Genomic DNA, 15,255 nt, shown 5'->3' with positions numbered 1-15,255 from the left:
CTATCTTAGGTGCGTGTTCTCCGCCATGTCCCACCACACGCGGTGGTGCCAGTCGTCCCTGCCGCCCATGCGGCTGAGGGCGTCGTTGTAGCTGGCGCTGTTGTACTTGACTTCAAGGCTCGGATACTTCAGCCGCACGGGCGTGGTGAGGTTGTTGTCCTCGCTGGTGAAATCGGAAATCTCGTACTTGTTGCGGTCGAGAATGTAGGGATAGTCCGAACGGCGCATGTTGGCCCAAGCCTCGGCAGGGTTCATCAGGTGCAGAATCCAGGCCTCGGTGTTGATGCGTTCTTTCTGTTCTTCGGCGGTGGCGCCCACGGGATGTGCGGCGATGTAGGCGTCGATTTCGGCATCCGAAATCTTGGTCTGCACGTCATAGTAGCCATTAATCATCTCCATGGCGGCACGCACGCCGGCCTTGTAGTGGCTCTCCACGGTGCCGCCCACCTGCCATCCCTTCAGGACGGCCTCGGCCAGCAGCAGCTCCACCTCGGCGCTCGTCATGAGAATGCCGGGCGTGTTGCCCTTCTCCAGCTTGACGGAGAGGGCCGGACGCAGCATGCGCACGTGGTAGTTGTTGGTGTTGTAGCCGCCGTTGGGGTCTTCGTCGATGAGCTTCTGCAGTCGGGGGAAGTAGAGTTTCAGGTTTTCTGCGCTCAGATCCACCCAGTTGGAGAGGATGGGACAGGTCTGTCCGGGACGGGCTTTGGCGTTGCTGTACCAGGCCGCGCCGGGCACACAGGCGTAGGAATAGCCGGCGGGCAGCTGGCCTACAGCCGAATTCTGATAGGCCACGACCTCGTCGGTGAAGTCGATGCTGCCCGTCTCGTCGGCCGAAGCCTCATTGCGCTTCACATTATTATAATAGCGACAAATGCGGTACAGGCGCGGATCGGCGTTCTGTTTCATCATTTCATAGAACGTGGCACTGATGAAAGTGGGGCTGCTGGCATCCTGTCCGTAAAGCATTTCGCCCAGTGCATTCACGCGGAAGTCGAGCTCGCGGGCTCCGTCGTAGAGGGTGAACGGGCCGTCGATATACTTCACATAGGCATTGTCTGCAGCCGTGGCGATGTAGCCGCAGGGGGCGTTCACAGCCTTTTCAAACTCCTGCCGCGCCTTGACGGGGTTCACATCGGAGATGCGCATGGCGTAGCGCATGCGCAGTGAGTTGGCATATTTCTTCCACTGTGCCACGTCGCCGCCGTAGGATGTCACGTCGCCCGTCACGCGGTCGCCGTCGCCCAGCCGGTTGATGCAGCTGTCCAGCTCGTCGAAGAACCAGCTGTAGATGTCTTCCTGCTTGTCGTACTTGGGGTTGGCGATGTGCTTCAGATAGCCCTGTCCGGCCTCCGAGCAGGGTACATCGCCGTAGGTGTCGGTCAGCACCGACATGACGTACACACGGTGAATGCGCAGCATGGCATTCACGTTGGGCTTGTCCTGGCTGCGCGAGATGGCATCCACCATGTTCTTGATACCCACGTTATAGAACTCGTCCCAGATGGTACGCATCATGTCGTTGTTGGCATTCACGGCGCCGCCATAGTTGCTTACGTTCCAGCCTCCGGAGAAATGCTGCGTGAATCCGGTGACGTAGCAGCGGTAAGCATCCATCAGCCCAAAGTCGCCGTAGGTCTGCAACAAGCCCGTTGTGAGCTGCGTGTTGGGGTCAAGTGTCTCTGCCTTGGTCTTGTCGGTGTTCACTTCTTCCATGTAAGAGTCCGAGCACGAGGCCATGCCCAGCAGGGGAAGAGCCACGACGGCGAGACGCAATATGTTTCTTGTTATTCTTTTCATACGTTTATTCAGGTTTGTGGTTCGGAGGTTTAGAACTTGAGGTTTACGTTAATGCCGTAGCTTCTGCGCGAGGGCAGCGAGCCATACTCCAACCCCATGCCCGAGGTGTTGTAACCGGAATCGGGGTCAATGTTGGGGATGTTCTTCCAGACGATGAACGGGTTGCGGGTCACGAACGACACAGTAAGGTCTTTCACCACCTTGCCAAGCATCTTCTGTGGGAAGGTGTAGCCGAAAGTGATCTCGCGGCACTTGATGTATGAGTTGTCGTAGACGAACATGCCGGGGGCGTTGCGCGAGGCGGTCTCCCAGTAATCCTCGGGATTCACGGCCACGTCGTTCTGACGCAGCACGTTGCCGCTTTCGTCCAGGATGACGCCGGGCACCACCAGTCCGCGGCACTTTCCGGCTTCGCGCCACTCGGCCAGGCTCATGCCGGCAGCCAGACGCTGCTCTTCCGACTGGTACCATTCCTCGCGGCCCTCGAGCGTGCCGCTGGCCTTGCCCGTCTGATAAGCCGAGCGCATGGACATGGAATAAAGGTCGGCGCCCACCTTGACGTCGAAACCGGCTGTGAGACGGAAGTTCTTATAGGTGAAGGTCGAGTAGAAACCACCCGTCCAGTCCCAAGTGGAGTTGCCCAGTGTGCGCAGCCGATCGTCGAGTTCGGGCAGACCGGTCGCGGCGTTAATGACAATCTGGCCGTCGCCGGTACGCTTGAAATCGGGTCCCACGATGGAGCCGAAGTTCTTGCCCACCTCGGCACCCACGGACACATTGCACCATGTGGCCTTCTCCAACTCAAAGTAATCCATGCCGTCCACCAGCTCCAACACCTTGTTGGCATTCTTTGAAAAGTTGACGCCCATGTCCCAGGCGAAGTCCTTGTACTGCACGGCGCGTCCGTTAAGGGCAATCTCTATACCCTTGTTCTGTATCTTGCCGGCGTTGATCAGGCGGTAGGAATAGCCCGAAGTAGACGATGAAGCCAGCCCGATGATCTGGTCGCGCGAGGTCTGGTTGTAGTAGGTCACGTCCAGTCCCAACCGGCTGTTGAACATCTTCATCTCCAGACCGAGCTCGTAAGAGCTGGTCATCGTGGGCTTAAGATCCTTGTTGGGCTGGGTGGTGTTGTTGATCATGCCGATGGTGTAACCGGGATACGAGTACTTGCCCGTGGCATAATTGAGCGAGAGCTGATAGGGATTGGTATCCGAACCCACCTTGGCCCACGAGGCGCGGAACTTGCCATAGTTCACGAGTTTCTTGTTCTTGATGAACTCTGACCATACCACGCTTCCCGAAACAGAGGGATAAACATACACGTTGTGGCCGCCGGGCAGCGTCGACGACTTGTCGCCGCGCAGCGTTCCTTCCAGATAATAGGTGTGGTTGTAGCCCACGCTCGCACTGCCGTAGATTGAGTTAATCTGCTTCTTGTACGTGTTCTCCTGGATGTTCTGCTCCTCATAGTTCATGATGGCAATCAGATTGTCCATCTGCTGATTGGTGCCGGTGAAGACGGTTGTCTTGTTGTCCACCTTAAAAATGTTGCCTCCGACCGTGGCGTTGAAGTCGAAGTCGCCCCACTGGTTGCTGTACAACGCGAGGATTTCAGCGTTCAGCGTGCGGTTGTTGAAGATGGAGTTTTGCAGTTGCCCGGCAGCCTTTCCCGGTGTGGTGCGGGCAATGAAGTCGGAGAAGTTCATGTTGTTGATGTCTGTTCCGATGGTTCCTTGCAGCTTGAGATGCCTGTCAACGTTCCATGTGGCCTTGCCCGTCAGACGGAAAATATCCTTGGACGTGGTGTTCTCGTTCTTGTAGAGATCCCAATAGGGGTTGCGGTTGTACTGGTCCACACCGTTCCACTTGGAATATTCGCCCTTGTCGTCCTCATACTTTTTCAGCCACTCGTGGTTGTAAGAGCTGGCCAGCGTCATGAGGTTCTTGCCCACGTTGCTCTGCGAGTCTCCCAGGGCGGGACGGTTTTTCACGTTCTCCCGCGTGTAGTTGCCCGTCAGGTCGAGGTCTACTTTAGACACAGAAGTGGTGACGCGCAGGTTGAAATTGTCGCGGCTCATGTGGGTGTTCGGCAGGATGTCGCTGTTGCGCATGTCGGTCACCGAGAAGCGCATGCCGGTCTTTCCCGAGTGCACAGACACGATGCCGGTGTTCTGCGCCGTGAGTCCCGTGCGGAAAAAGCTGGCCGCATTGTTGGAGTAAAGGTAGAAAGGACGCTCCACGCCGTCGAAGTACAACATGGAGTTATTGTCGCCTTTGGGGCCCCAAGAGTTGTTGGTGAGCGTCATGGCGGAGTTGGAATACTTGCCGTCGGCCCCTTGTCCGTACACCTGCTGCACGTCGTCCCACTTGGCCAACTGCGAGTCTATGGTGAACGAACCGTTGTATTCCAAGGAGAATTTGTCTTTCTCCGCCTTCTTCGTCGTGATGAGAATCACGCCATGAGATGCCCGCGAGCCATAGAGGGCGGAGGCCGCCGGGCCTTTCAGCACGGTCATGGTTTCTATGTCGTCAGGGTTGATGGCCGAGATGCCGTCGCCCAAATCATAGCCTCCTGCCGTGCCGGCACTGCCGAAATTGGTGTTGTCCAAGGGAACGCCGTCGACCACATAGAGCGGCTGATTGTTGCCCGTCATCTCGGTGTTGCCGCGCAGCAGCACGCGCGTGGAGCCCGAAGCTCCGCCTGCAGTCTGCTGCACCACAAGGCCGGCCACCTTGCCCGAGAGGGAGTTGATGACGTTGGTCTCCTTGGCTTTGGTCAGTTCGTCGCCCTTCACCTCGGAGAGGCCGTAGCCCAGAGCCTTGCGGTCGCGCTTGATGCCGAGTGCGGTCACCACGACATCCTGCAGCATTTTGCTGTCGTCCTCCAGCTTGACGACCATTCCATTGGCAGCCTTTACCCGAACGGTCTTGCAGCCCACGTAGCTCACTTCGAGCATAGTGCCGGGTTCACAACTGATGGAAAAGTTTCCGTCCAGATTGGTTACGGTGCCTGTCTGGGCGCCCACCACGGCAATGGTGGCGCCGATGAGGGGTTCGCCCTGGGCATCGGTCACGGTTCCCTTGATGTCTTGCTGGGGTGCTACCGAAGCGTAGGCAGTGCCCTGTGATGACAGAAACGGTGTTCCGCACATCATTCCTGCTGTCAGCAGACCGATTAGCATTGGTTTTTTCTGCATATTAGTAAGCGTATTGATGGATATGTCTTGAGTTGCTTTTATATGTCTTGAGGTATCAGTCCGGCTGCCGGGAGCCTCCGTTCTGCGAGCGAACCAGCCGTGCGCCTATCTCCTGCATGCGACGGCGGTCCAGCGGATAACAGAAGAGCAGCGCGCACATCAGCAGTGCAATGGCCGCGGGGATACAGCTCATGGCGAGTCTCATGCCGAGAATGGCGGTGTCGGTCTGCGACGCGGCGTTGGGCACCAGCCCGAAGGCGTCGAAGAGCAACAGCACGGCACTGCCGGCAATGGCGCCTCCAAACTTCTGCGCCATGCTGCCGCTGGAGAAGACGAGACCTGTCGAGGCCGTGCCGTTGCGGGCCTGTGAGTAGTCGGCCACGTCGGCATACATGCTCCACACCAACGGACTCACGATGCCGGTAAAGACGCTCACGGCCACCTGCAACGCCAGCATGAGAATGTAACCGCCATTGGTCAGCGGCACCATAAAGAACAGCACGCTCAGCACGGCCATGGCCGCGGCGGCCAAGATGAACGTGGACTTCTTGCCCAAACGCTTGCTGAGGGGCACGGCCACCACCACACCGAGCATGTTGCACACCTCACCCACAGCCAGGAACAGGCCTGCAAAGAACACGAAGCCCGTGAAACCGAGGTCGACGTGGGCGTGCTCGCCAATGTAATATTTAAAGTAATAGGCCACCGTGGCTCCACGCACGGTGTTGAAAAGGTTGGTGCAGAGGGCGGCGGCAGTGAGGATCCACCACGGCACATTGCGCAGCAAGGCCTTGAAGTCACTGCCCAGGGCTGCCACGCCGTCTACCCGGACGTGCTCGCGCGTCAGCATGAAGCAACCGATGAACAGCAGGAAACACACTGCCGCAATGGCAATCATCGCACCCTGCCAGGCGTCGGCCGGGGCATTGACGGGCGAAAGCGGCTGATGCTTCACGAAGAAGTCGCACAGCGGCTCCCATGCAAACAACGCCACAAACGAGCCGGCATAGGCAAAGAACATGCGGTAAGACGAGAACACGGTCTTCTCATACGAGTCGGTGGTCATCACCCCAAGCATCGACGCATAGGGCACGTTGATGCCCGTGTAGACGGTCATCATGAGGATGTAGGTGCAGTAGGCCCAGATGAGTTTTCCGTTCTGGCCGAGGTCGGGGGTGGTGAAAAGCAGCACGCCCGCTATGGCAAACGGAGCGGCAAACCACAGCAGGTAAGGCCGGTACTTGCCCCATCGGGTCTCGGTGCGGTCGGCAATGACGCCCATCATCGGGTCCGACACGGCATCCCACACGCGTGTGACAAACATCAGCGAGGCGGTCTGAGCCAGCGTCAGTCCGAAGATGTCGCTGTAGAAGATAGGCAGATAGTAGGAAAACACTTTCCAGAACATGCTGCTGGCCATGTCGCCCATGCCATAACCTATCTTTTCCTTGATTGTAGCCATCGGGTTGTCGGTTTACGGAATTGGAATCACAGGGTCGCCACCACCTCGTGGCGGCCCGGCCCGGCCTTGACAATGGTGCCCTCCTGGGGCTTGCCGTCGACCACCAGACTGCGCACGCCGTGCTGGCGTCCGTCGGGATTGAGCACAGTTATCTCGAACACACTGTCGCGGAACTCGCGGTGCACGTGATACTCTTTCAGGTCGGCGGGGATGCAGGGGTCTATCTCTATGCCGTCGTAGGCGGGCTTGACGCCAAGGATGGCCTGCGTCACGGCAATCCAGTTCCACGCTGCCGTGCCCGTGAGCCAAGAGTTCTTGCCCTCGCCGGGACGCGCACTTTCCTTGCCGGCCACCATCTGGCAGTAGACGTAGGGCTCCACCTTGTGCAGCTCCTGATTCTCGATCCAGGCCGGGGCTATCTTCTTGTAGTGGGCCCAGGCGTCGTTGCCGCGACCGGCCACGGTCTCTGCAATAACCACCCAGGGGTTGTTGTGGCAGAAGATGCCGCCGTTCTCCTTGTAGCCTACGGGGTAGGAACTGATCTCTCCCATCTCCACATGGTAGGTGGTATAGGCCGGCCAATTGAGCACCATGCCGTGCTCGGAGTCGAGCCATTGCTTGCAGGAATCGAGGGCTCGCCCCACCATTCCCTCCTCCATGCCGATACCGGCCATGGCGCAGAAACCCTGCGACTCAATGAAGATCTTGCCCTCCTCGCAGGTTCTGGAGCCTATCTTGTTGCCATAGAAATCGTAGGCACGCAGGTACCAGTCGCCGTCCCAGCCGTGGCGTTTCACGGCTTCGACCATGGCATCCACGCACTGCTCGGCGCGCCTGGCCTCGGCATCCATGCCCGTCTGGCGGCACAGGGCCACATAGTCCTTGCCCGTCACGACGAAGAGTCCGGCTATCATCAGCGACTCGGCCTGGCTGCCTTCTGCGTTGTTCTCCGTGGTCTGGAACGACTCGTTGGGGTCCCACGAGAAGCAGTTCAGGTTCAGGCAGTCGTTCCAGTCGGCCCGCCCGATGAGCGGCAGCATGTGCGGGCCCAGATGTTCCACCACATGATTGAACGAAATGCGCAGGTGCTCCATGAGCGTCACCTCGGTGCCGGGCTCATTGTCCCAAGGCACCAGCTCGTCCAGGATGGAGTAGTCGCCGGTCTCCTTGACGTAGGCCACGGTGCCGAAGATGAGCCAGCACGGGTCGTCGTTGAAGCCGCCGCCGATGTCGTTGTTGCCGCGCTTGGTGAGAGGCTGGTACTGATGGTAGCAGCCGCCGTCGGCAAACTGGGTCGAGGCTATGTCGATGATGCGCTGGCGGGCACGCGACGGCACTTGGTGGACGAAGCCCACGAGGTCCTGATTGGAGTCCCGGAACCCCATGCCACGGCCCACACCGCTCTCGAAGAAGCTGGCCGACCGCGAGAAGCAGAAGGTAATCATGCACTGATAGGGGTTCCAGATGTTGACCATGCGCTCCAGCCGGGCGTTGTCGGCGGCGTTGCCGAAGCGCACACCGTGCACCGCAAAGCTGCGCAGGATGCGCTGCCAGTAGGCTCCCAGCTCGGCAAAGGCGGCGTCGACAGCCTCTGCCGTGGCAAAGCGGGCTATCACGGACTGTGCTTTTTCCTTATTAATAATGGTGCGGTCGGCCTCGCCCAACGAGGTCACGAGGCCATGGCGCGGGGCGTCCTCGGGCTCGAACTTGCATGCTTGCTCGTTCTCGGCATAGCCCAGCACGAAGATGAGGTCGCGCCGCTCGCCGGGCATCAACTCCACTTCCACGTAGTGTGAGGCCACGGGGCTCCAGCCATGGGCCACCGAGTTGGCCGGCCGCCCTGCCTCGACACACTGCGGATTCTCGAACCCGTTGTACATGCCGACGAACGTTTCGCGGTCAGTGTCGAAGCCCTGGGCCTGTGCATTGGTCAGGGCGTAGTAGGCATAGTGGTTGCGCCGCTCCTTGTACTCGGTCTTGTGATACACCACAGTGTGGGGCTGCCCTTGGTCTTCGCCCTGCGTGTAGACCTCCACCTCGCCGGTACTCCAGTTGCGCTGGAAGTTCTCCATGTCGGTGGCGGCGTTCCACAGGCACCACTCGGCGAGCGAAAACAGCTTGAGCCGGCGCACGGCGCCGGTGGTGTTGCACAGCGTGAGCTTCTGCACCTCGGCTTGCGTGCCCAGCGGCACAAAGAAGAGCACGCTGGCCTCGATGCCGCGGCGGGCGCCTGTAATGCGCGTATAGTTCATGCCGTGGCGGCACTCGTAGCTGTCCAAGGGGGTCTTGCAGGGCTTCCATCCAGGGTTCCACACGGTGCCGCCATCGTTGATGTAGAAGTAGCGGCCGCCGCTGTCCATGGGCACACCGTTATAGCGGTAGCGCGTGATGCGGCGGTATTTGGCGTCCTTGTAGAAGTCGTAACCGCCTCCGGTGTTGCTGACGAGGCCGAAGAAGTCGGTCGTTCCCAGATAGTTGATCCAAGGAAAAGGGGTCTTCGGGTTCGTGATGACATACTCGCGGTGCTCGTCGTCGAAGTGTCCGTATGATTTCATGTCAAGATGGTGTTGCATTGTTTACTTGCCGGCCATGATGCCGTCTATGATCCATTGTGCCTTGATGGGGCAGCTGTTCTTGGTGCGGTCGAAGATGCCGAAGCGCTCTTGGCCGTTTCCAAAGGCGTTGTTGTCCCACACGAAGGTGGAGAAGCCGCGCTTGCGTGCCTCGCCGGTAAGGAAGCGGCAGTAGTAGCTCATGTTCTCATGGATGCGGTCGGTCTCGTCGGCCTTGTAGTGGTCGGTCACGCCCCACTCGCCCACGACCACGCCGAGTCCTTTCGAGGCCCAGGTGCCCACCACGCGATCGAAGAGCGCCGTCATGGCCTTCTCGTCGCTGGGCGAGGCGCCGTACTGCTTGTAGGGCTCGCCCCAGTAGTAGTATTCGCAGCTGCCGGCATAGTCCCAAGGACTGTAGTAGTGGAACTCCACGCTCATGTAGCCGTTGCCATTGTCCTCGGTGTCCTTGGGAATGATGAAGTCGCCGTTGTTGATGCCGAAGTCGGGATTGCATACATAGGTCTGCACGATGAGGTGACGGCGGGCGTTCTTGCCGCCCATGGCGCGCACAATGTCCACGAAAGCCTGGTTGTAGGCATTCTGCACCTCAAGGTTCTCGGGCGTGGGCTTGCCCCAGTTGTCGCGCACGTGCACCTCGTTGGTGCCGGCAAAGGCCACGCGGTAGTCGTAGTTGGCCAGGGCCGTGGCTATGTTCATCCAGAGCAGGGACAGCTTTTGGCAGTTCTCCTCCTTGTGGGCCAGCAGGGGGCGGCCCTCGAGCCACTTGTCGTGGTGCACGTTGACGATGACTTTCATGTCTTCGGCCAGGCACCAGTCCACCACTTGTTTCACGCGGTCCAGCCAAGCCTTGTCTATGCTCATGGCCTTGTCGTTGGTGATGTGGCATTGCCAGCGCACGGGTATGCGCACGGCATTGAAGCCGGCCTGGCGCACGGCCTTGATGAGTCGGCGGGTCACCACCGGATTGCCCCAGGCGGTCTCGGCATTGAGTGCGCCGGCGGGATTGCCGATGTCCATCGACTCGCCGTCCTGCCCGGGGGCCGGGCATTCCAGCTGGTTGCCCAGATTCCAGCCCACCACGTCCTTGTTCCACGCCTGCGCGGTCACGGGGGTCTCGGGGTTGGCAACGGTTGGAGGATTGGCCACGACGGGGTTGGAACTGCACGCGCAGCACACGAGGGCGGCCAGTAACAGGTGTACGGATTTGAACTTCATGATGTCTAAGATTTGTCGGTAAGTTGTTGGTCGGGTTGAAATGACACGGCAAAAGTAGGCCATACAGGCCACAACCAGGGTCTGAAAACAAACAAGAAAGGTATAAAAACCGTGCTTCGACAGTTTTTATACCTTTTCGCGATAGATTTTACACCTTTTTCAGACCAGGCGTTGCTCGATGCCTTGCTCGCGGTGCACCACGTGCACCTCCACCCCGAACCGCTTGTGCACGTGCTCGGCCAGGTGCTGCGCGCTGTAGACGCTGCGGTGTTGGCCGCCCGTGCAGCCGAAGCAGAACATCAGATGGGTGAAACCCCGTTGCAGGTAGCGGGCCACATGCTTGTCGGCCAAGGCGTAGACATGGTCGAGAAATTCGAGTATCTCTCCGTCGTCCTCCAGAAAACGGATGACGGGTTCGTCCAGTCCCGTGAGCTGCTTGTAGGGCTCGTAGCGACCCGGATTGTGGGTGCTGCGGCAGTCGAAAACGTAGCCTCCGCCGTTGCCCGAGGGGTCGTCGGGGATGCCCCGACGGTAGGAGAAGCTATAAACGGTGACCAGCAACGGGCCCTTGCCGTCGTACTTGGAGAACGTGGCGGGGCCGTCCTGCGGATGGGCGGGGTAGATGTCGCGGTCGGTGGTGCGGTAGCCGTCGGTCCGACTATGCACAGTCGGGGCCACGGGAGCGAACTGCGGCAGCTCGGTGAGGCGGCGCAGCAGGTCGCGCAGGTAGGGATAGGGCAGCACGTCGTCGCGCAGCCGCAGCAGGTCGCGCAGGTTGTCGATGGCCGGCGGAATGCTGTCGATGAAGTGTTGCTTGTGTTCAAAGTAGCCGCGGAAGCCGTAGGCGCCCAGCACCTGCAGCGTGCGGAAGAGCACAAAAAGGCTCAACCGCTCGGCAAAATGGCGCACCGAAGGCACCTCGGTGTACTGCTTGAGCGACTCGTAGTAGGCAGCCACCAGCTCGCGACGCAGTTTAAAGGGGTATTTGGCCGAGGCCTGCCACAGGAAAGAGGCCAGATCGTAGTACACGGGACCGCGCCGTCCGCCCTGAAAATCGATGAAGAAAGGCTGCCCCTCGGCGTCGAGCATCACGTTGCGGGCCTGGAAGTCGCGGTAGAGGAAGCTCTCGGCGGGCTCCGACGTGAGGTCTTTGGCCAGGCGGCGAAAGGCGGCTTCGAGCTTGAGTTCGTGGAAATCGAGCTCCGTGGGCTTGAGAAAACAGTACTTGAAATAGTTCAGATCGAAGAGCACGCTGTCCTCATCCATCTCGGGCTGAGGGTAGCATTGGCTCCAGTCGAGCCCGCGCGCGCCGCGCATCTGGATGTTGGGCAGTTCGCGGATGGTGCGCAGCAGCAGCTCGCGCTCGGCCACGTTGTAGCGTCCGCCGGCCTCGCGACCGCCGCGAATGGCGTCGAAAAGCGAGCGTTCGCCCAGGTCGGTCTGCAAGTAGCACATCTCGTCGGCACTCACGGCGAGCACCCGCGGCACGGGCAGCTTGCGCCGCACGAAGTGGCGGTCCAGGTAGACGAAGGCGTGGTTCTCCTCGCGGCTCGTGCCCACCACGCCGACAACCGTCTGCCCCGCGGCGTCGGCCATGCGGTAATACTGCCGGTTGCTGCCCGCCCCGGCCAGGCGTTCCACCCGTGCCGGAGCCTCGCCCCGCCAGGCCGTATAGAGTTGTGTGAGCTGTTCCATGGCGCGCAGCTATTGCTTTTGCTCCTCCTCGTGCCTGCGTCGAAGCTCGTCGAAGAGGCGGCGCGTGCGGCGGCGGTACTCCCTGTCGGCCAGCAAGCTGTCGACAACAAACAGCAGCAGCACGATGCCCATGGACATGAGCAGCGACCGCGTGATGTAAATCAGTCCGGCAGAGACCAGCAGAAACAGCAGAACTTTCTTCCAATCGATGTGTAATTTCGGCTTCATGGTGCAAAGATAACGGTTTTTAAGGGAAGCACAAAAAAAATCGGATGTCATCGCGACAACCGATTTCCAAAAAACAAACTACTTAAAAACTAATCTACTAAAACAAATCAAAAAATATCGTTGACCCTCTCACAGAAAGGTCTGTTACAGTTTACCGCTGCAAAGATACGAAGATTATGGATATTCTCCAAATATTTAAGCGTGAAAAAGCACCGGCCAATATTTAAAAAAGACTAACGTGCCGAAACCGAAAGGGGCGCGTGCCCCTCGGCACGCGCCCCTCCATGCGGTTGCGTGTGATTACATCATGCCGGGCTGTGCAGCGGGCATGGCCGGTGCGTTCTCCTCGGGCTTGTCGCAGATGAGGCACTCGGTGGTGAGGAACATGCCGGCTATCGAGGCGGCATTCTCCAGAGCCACGCGGGCCACCTTGGCCGGGTCGATGACGCCGGCAGCGCGCAGGTCTTCGTAACGGTCGGCGCGGGCGTTGTAGCCGTAGTCGCCCTTGCCGCCGCGAACGTTGTCCACCACCACGGCGCCCTCGCCGCCGGCGTTGGCCACAATCTGGCGCAACGGCTCCTCGATGGCGCGGCACACGATGTTGATGCCCGTCTGCTCGTCGGCGTTGTCACCCTTCACATCGGCCAGTCCCTGCTGGGCACGGATGTAGGTGGTGCCGCCGCCCACCACGACACCCTCCTCGATGGCGGCGCGGGTGGCGCACAGAGCGTCGTCCACACGGTCTTTCTTCTCTTTCATCTCCACCTCGGAGTTGGCGCCCACATAGAGCACGGCCACACCGCCGGCCAGCTTGGCCAGACGCTCCTGCAGCTTCTCCTTGTCGTAAGAGCTCTTGGTGTTGGCAATTTCGTTCTTGATTTGTGCCACGCGCTCCTGAATATTCTCCTTGGCGCCGGCCCCGTCCACGATGGTGGTAAAGTCTTTCGATACAGTCACTTTCTTGGCTGTGCCGAGCATTTCGAGGGTGGCCTGGTCGAGTTTGAGGCCTTTCTCCTCGCTGATGACCACGCCGCCGGTGAGCACGGCAATGTCTTCGAGCATGGCTTTGCGGCGGTCGCCGAAGCCGGGGGCCTTGACGGCGCAGATCTTCAAGCCGCCGCGCAGACGGTTCACCACGAGCGTAGTGAGGGCCTCAGAGTCCACATCCTCGGCAATCACCATGAGCGGACGGCCGCTCTCAGCGGCAGGCTGCAGGATGGGGAGGAACTCCTTGAGGTTTGAAATCTTCTTGTCGTAGATGAGGATATAGGGATTTTCCATCACGCACTCCATCTTGTCGGCGTCGGTCACGAAGTAACCCGAGAGGTAACCGCGGTCGAACTGCATGCCCTCCACCACGCCGATGCTGGTGTCGCGGGTCTTGCTCTCCTCGATGGTAATCACTCCATCTTTCGACACCTTGCGCATGGCGTCGGCCAGCAGCTTGCCAATCTCGGGGTCGTTGTTGGCCGAAACGGTGGCCACCTGCTCAATCTTGTCGTAGTTGTCGCCCACGAGCTCGGCATTGTTCTTGATGAAATCCACCACGTTGGCCACGGCCTTGTCGATGCCGCGCTTGAGGTCCATGGGGTTGGCGCCGGCCGTTACGTTCTTCAGGCCCTCGTTGACGATGGCCTGTGCCAGTATGGTGGCGGTGGTTGTACCGTCTCCGGCGTCGTCGCCCGTCTTGCTGGCCACGCTCTTCACGAGCTGTGCGCCGGTGTTTTCAAACTTGTCTTCGAGCTCCACCTCCTTGGCCACGGTCACGCCGTCCTTGGTAATCTGCGGGGCACCGAACTTCTTTTCAATCACCACATTGCGGCCTTTGGGGCCCAGCGTCACCTTGACGGCATTGGCCAACTGGTCTACACCCTGCTTGAGCAGGTCGCGTGCTTCTGTATCGAACTTGATAATCTTAGACATAATTGTAATTTTTTATGGCCCGCTCAGCCTCTCACGGCTTCTTCACGGGCTGGGTATGGTTTAAATATGAGTGCGGGGGCGACGTGTCGCGAGCCTGTCATCGCTTGCTTGGCAACTCTGCTCGGCTTTATCATCAGCCTGGAATTATTAGCTTGGCAACTCGGCCCGGCTTTATCACGAGCTTGTCATCGCTTGAAAAATCTCCCCGGATGGCTCAATTTTGAATTATGAATTTTGAATTTTGAATTACTCAACCACTGCGAGCACATCGCTCTGCCGCATCATGAGATACTTCTCGCCGTCGTTCTCCAGCTCGGTTCCCGAGTACTTTCCATAGAGCACTTCGTCGCCCTCCTTGAGAAGCATGGCCTCGTCTTTGGTGCCCTGTCCCACAGCCACCACCTTGCCGCGCTGCGGCTTTTCCTTGGCCGTGTCGGGGATAATGATGCCTCCTACTTTCTCTTCGGCCGGTGCGGGGAGCACCAGCACTCTGTCTGCTAATGGTCTTACTTTCATAATTTCATGTATTTTTAGAATGTGAATACGTTGTGTCGCACGCTCCGCGTGCACGGTTTGTCGTGGGTCTCCGCCTTGCGGCAGCCCACCCTCCCCCTCTGCCAAAAGCGTGCCAACACCGTGACAACGCCGCCGACTGACACATTTGGCACACCCGCGTCTGCCACATTTGTCAGTCTTCGACCGGTGCCGACAGGGCGCCCGTCCTGCCTTTCCCGCACCGTCCTGCCGGCATGGGTGTGCCGTCGTCCCACGATTACGCCGTATCCGCCGAGCGTCTGCGGTGTTTTCACCGCACGATTACACCGTTTTCGCCACGCGATTACGGCGTGCTCGTCGCGCGATTACGGCGTGCTCGTCGCGCGATTACGGCGTGTTTATTTCGCCATGTCCCTGCCGGGACATGCCTGCCGTACCCTCAAACATCCGCCGACCGCCCACACGGCATGCTCCAAACGCATGTTCCGACCGCCCTTGTGCTGCTCTATATAAATTTAAAGACAACTCGAACAACAACAAACAACACTGCCAACCAGGGCGAAGCGTTGTTTGTTGTTGTTGCGGGTTGTCGTTTGGACAAGGCGGGGGATAACTTGAAACAGAAAGGAGGGAGCGGGGGTTCAGACCCCCAACCCCCTAT

9 protein-coding genes are annotated in these 15,255 nt (G+C 59.3%); all 9 read right to left on the bottom strand.

Translation table 11 applies throughout. From position 1 onward, the window contains the following. Entirely contained in the window at window positions 1-1,800 is a 1,800-nt protein-coding gene (locus PREDE_RS10680; protein ID WP_005847320.1) for a SusD/RagB family nutrient-binding outer membrane lipoprotein, read from the bottom strand. A gap of 29 nt (window positions 1,801-1,829) precedes the next feature. Further along, a complete protein-coding gene (locus PREDE_RS10675) occupies window positions 1,830-5,000 on the bottom strand; it encodes a SusC/RagA family TonB-linked outer membrane protein (RefSeq protein ID WP_005847318.1) in 3,171 nt (1,056 codons plus the stop codon). 55 nt (window positions 5,001-5,055) lie between these two features. Beyond that, window positions 5,056-6,462 carry an MFS transporter gene (locus tag PREDE_RS10670; RefSeq protein WP_005847316.1) on the bottom strand — a complete coding sequence of 469 codons (1,407 nt, stop codon included), beginning with the start codon at window positions 6,460-6,462 and terminating at the stop codon, window positions 5,056-5,058. 26 nt (window positions 6,463-6,488) lie between these two features. Continuing rightward, window positions 6,489-9,017, bottom strand: a complete 2,529-nt coding sequence (locus PREDE_RS10665; RefSeq protein WP_015310477.1) for a GH36-type glycosyl hydrolase domain-containing protein — start codon at window positions 9,015-9,017, stop codon at window positions 6,489-6,491. 21 nt (window positions 9,018-9,038) lie between these two features. Continuing rightward, complete coding sequence (locus PREDE_RS10660; protein ID WP_005847312.1) at window positions 9,039-10,253, bottom strand: glycoside hydrolase family 5 protein; 1,215 nt, start codon at window positions 10,251-10,253, stop codon at window positions 9,039-9,041. A 159-nt stretch (window positions 10,254-10,412) separates the two neighbouring features. Next, on the bottom strand, window positions 10,413-11,948 hold the full coding sequence (locus PREDE_RS10655; protein WP_005847310.1) for a RapZ C-terminal domain-containing protein: 1,536 nt from the start codon (window positions 11,946-11,948) through the stop codon (window positions 10,413-10,415). 9 nt (window positions 11,949-11,957) lie between these two features. Beyond that, complete coding sequence (locus PREDE_RS10650) at window positions 11,958-12,176, bottom strand: hypothetical protein (RefSeq protein WP_005847308.1); 219 nt, start codon at window positions 12,174-12,176, stop codon at window positions 11,958-11,960. A 300-nt stretch (window positions 12,177-12,476) separates the two neighbouring features. After that, complete coding sequence (gene groL, locus PREDE_RS10645) at window positions 12,477-14,099, bottom strand: chaperonin GroEL (protein WP_005847307.1); 1,623 nt, start codon at window positions 14,097-14,099, stop codon at window positions 12,477-12,479. Window positions 14,100-14,345: 246 nt separating this feature from the next. Next, the gene (locus tag PREDE_RS10640) at window positions 14,346-14,615 is read right to left on the bottom strand and encodes a co-chaperone GroES (protein WP_015310475.1); all 270 of its coding nucleotides are present in this window, start codon (window positions 14,613-14,615) and stop codon (window positions 14,346-14,348) included. Window positions 14,616-15,255: the final 640 nt, after the last annotated feature.

The organism is Prevotella dentalis DSM 3688 (assembly GCF_000242335.1).
Classification (GTDB): Bacteria; Bacteroidota; Bacteroidia; order Bacteroidales; family Bacteroidaceae; genus Prevotella; species Prevotella seregens.
This window is presented reverse-complemented; position numbering and strand designations above follow the sequence as displayed.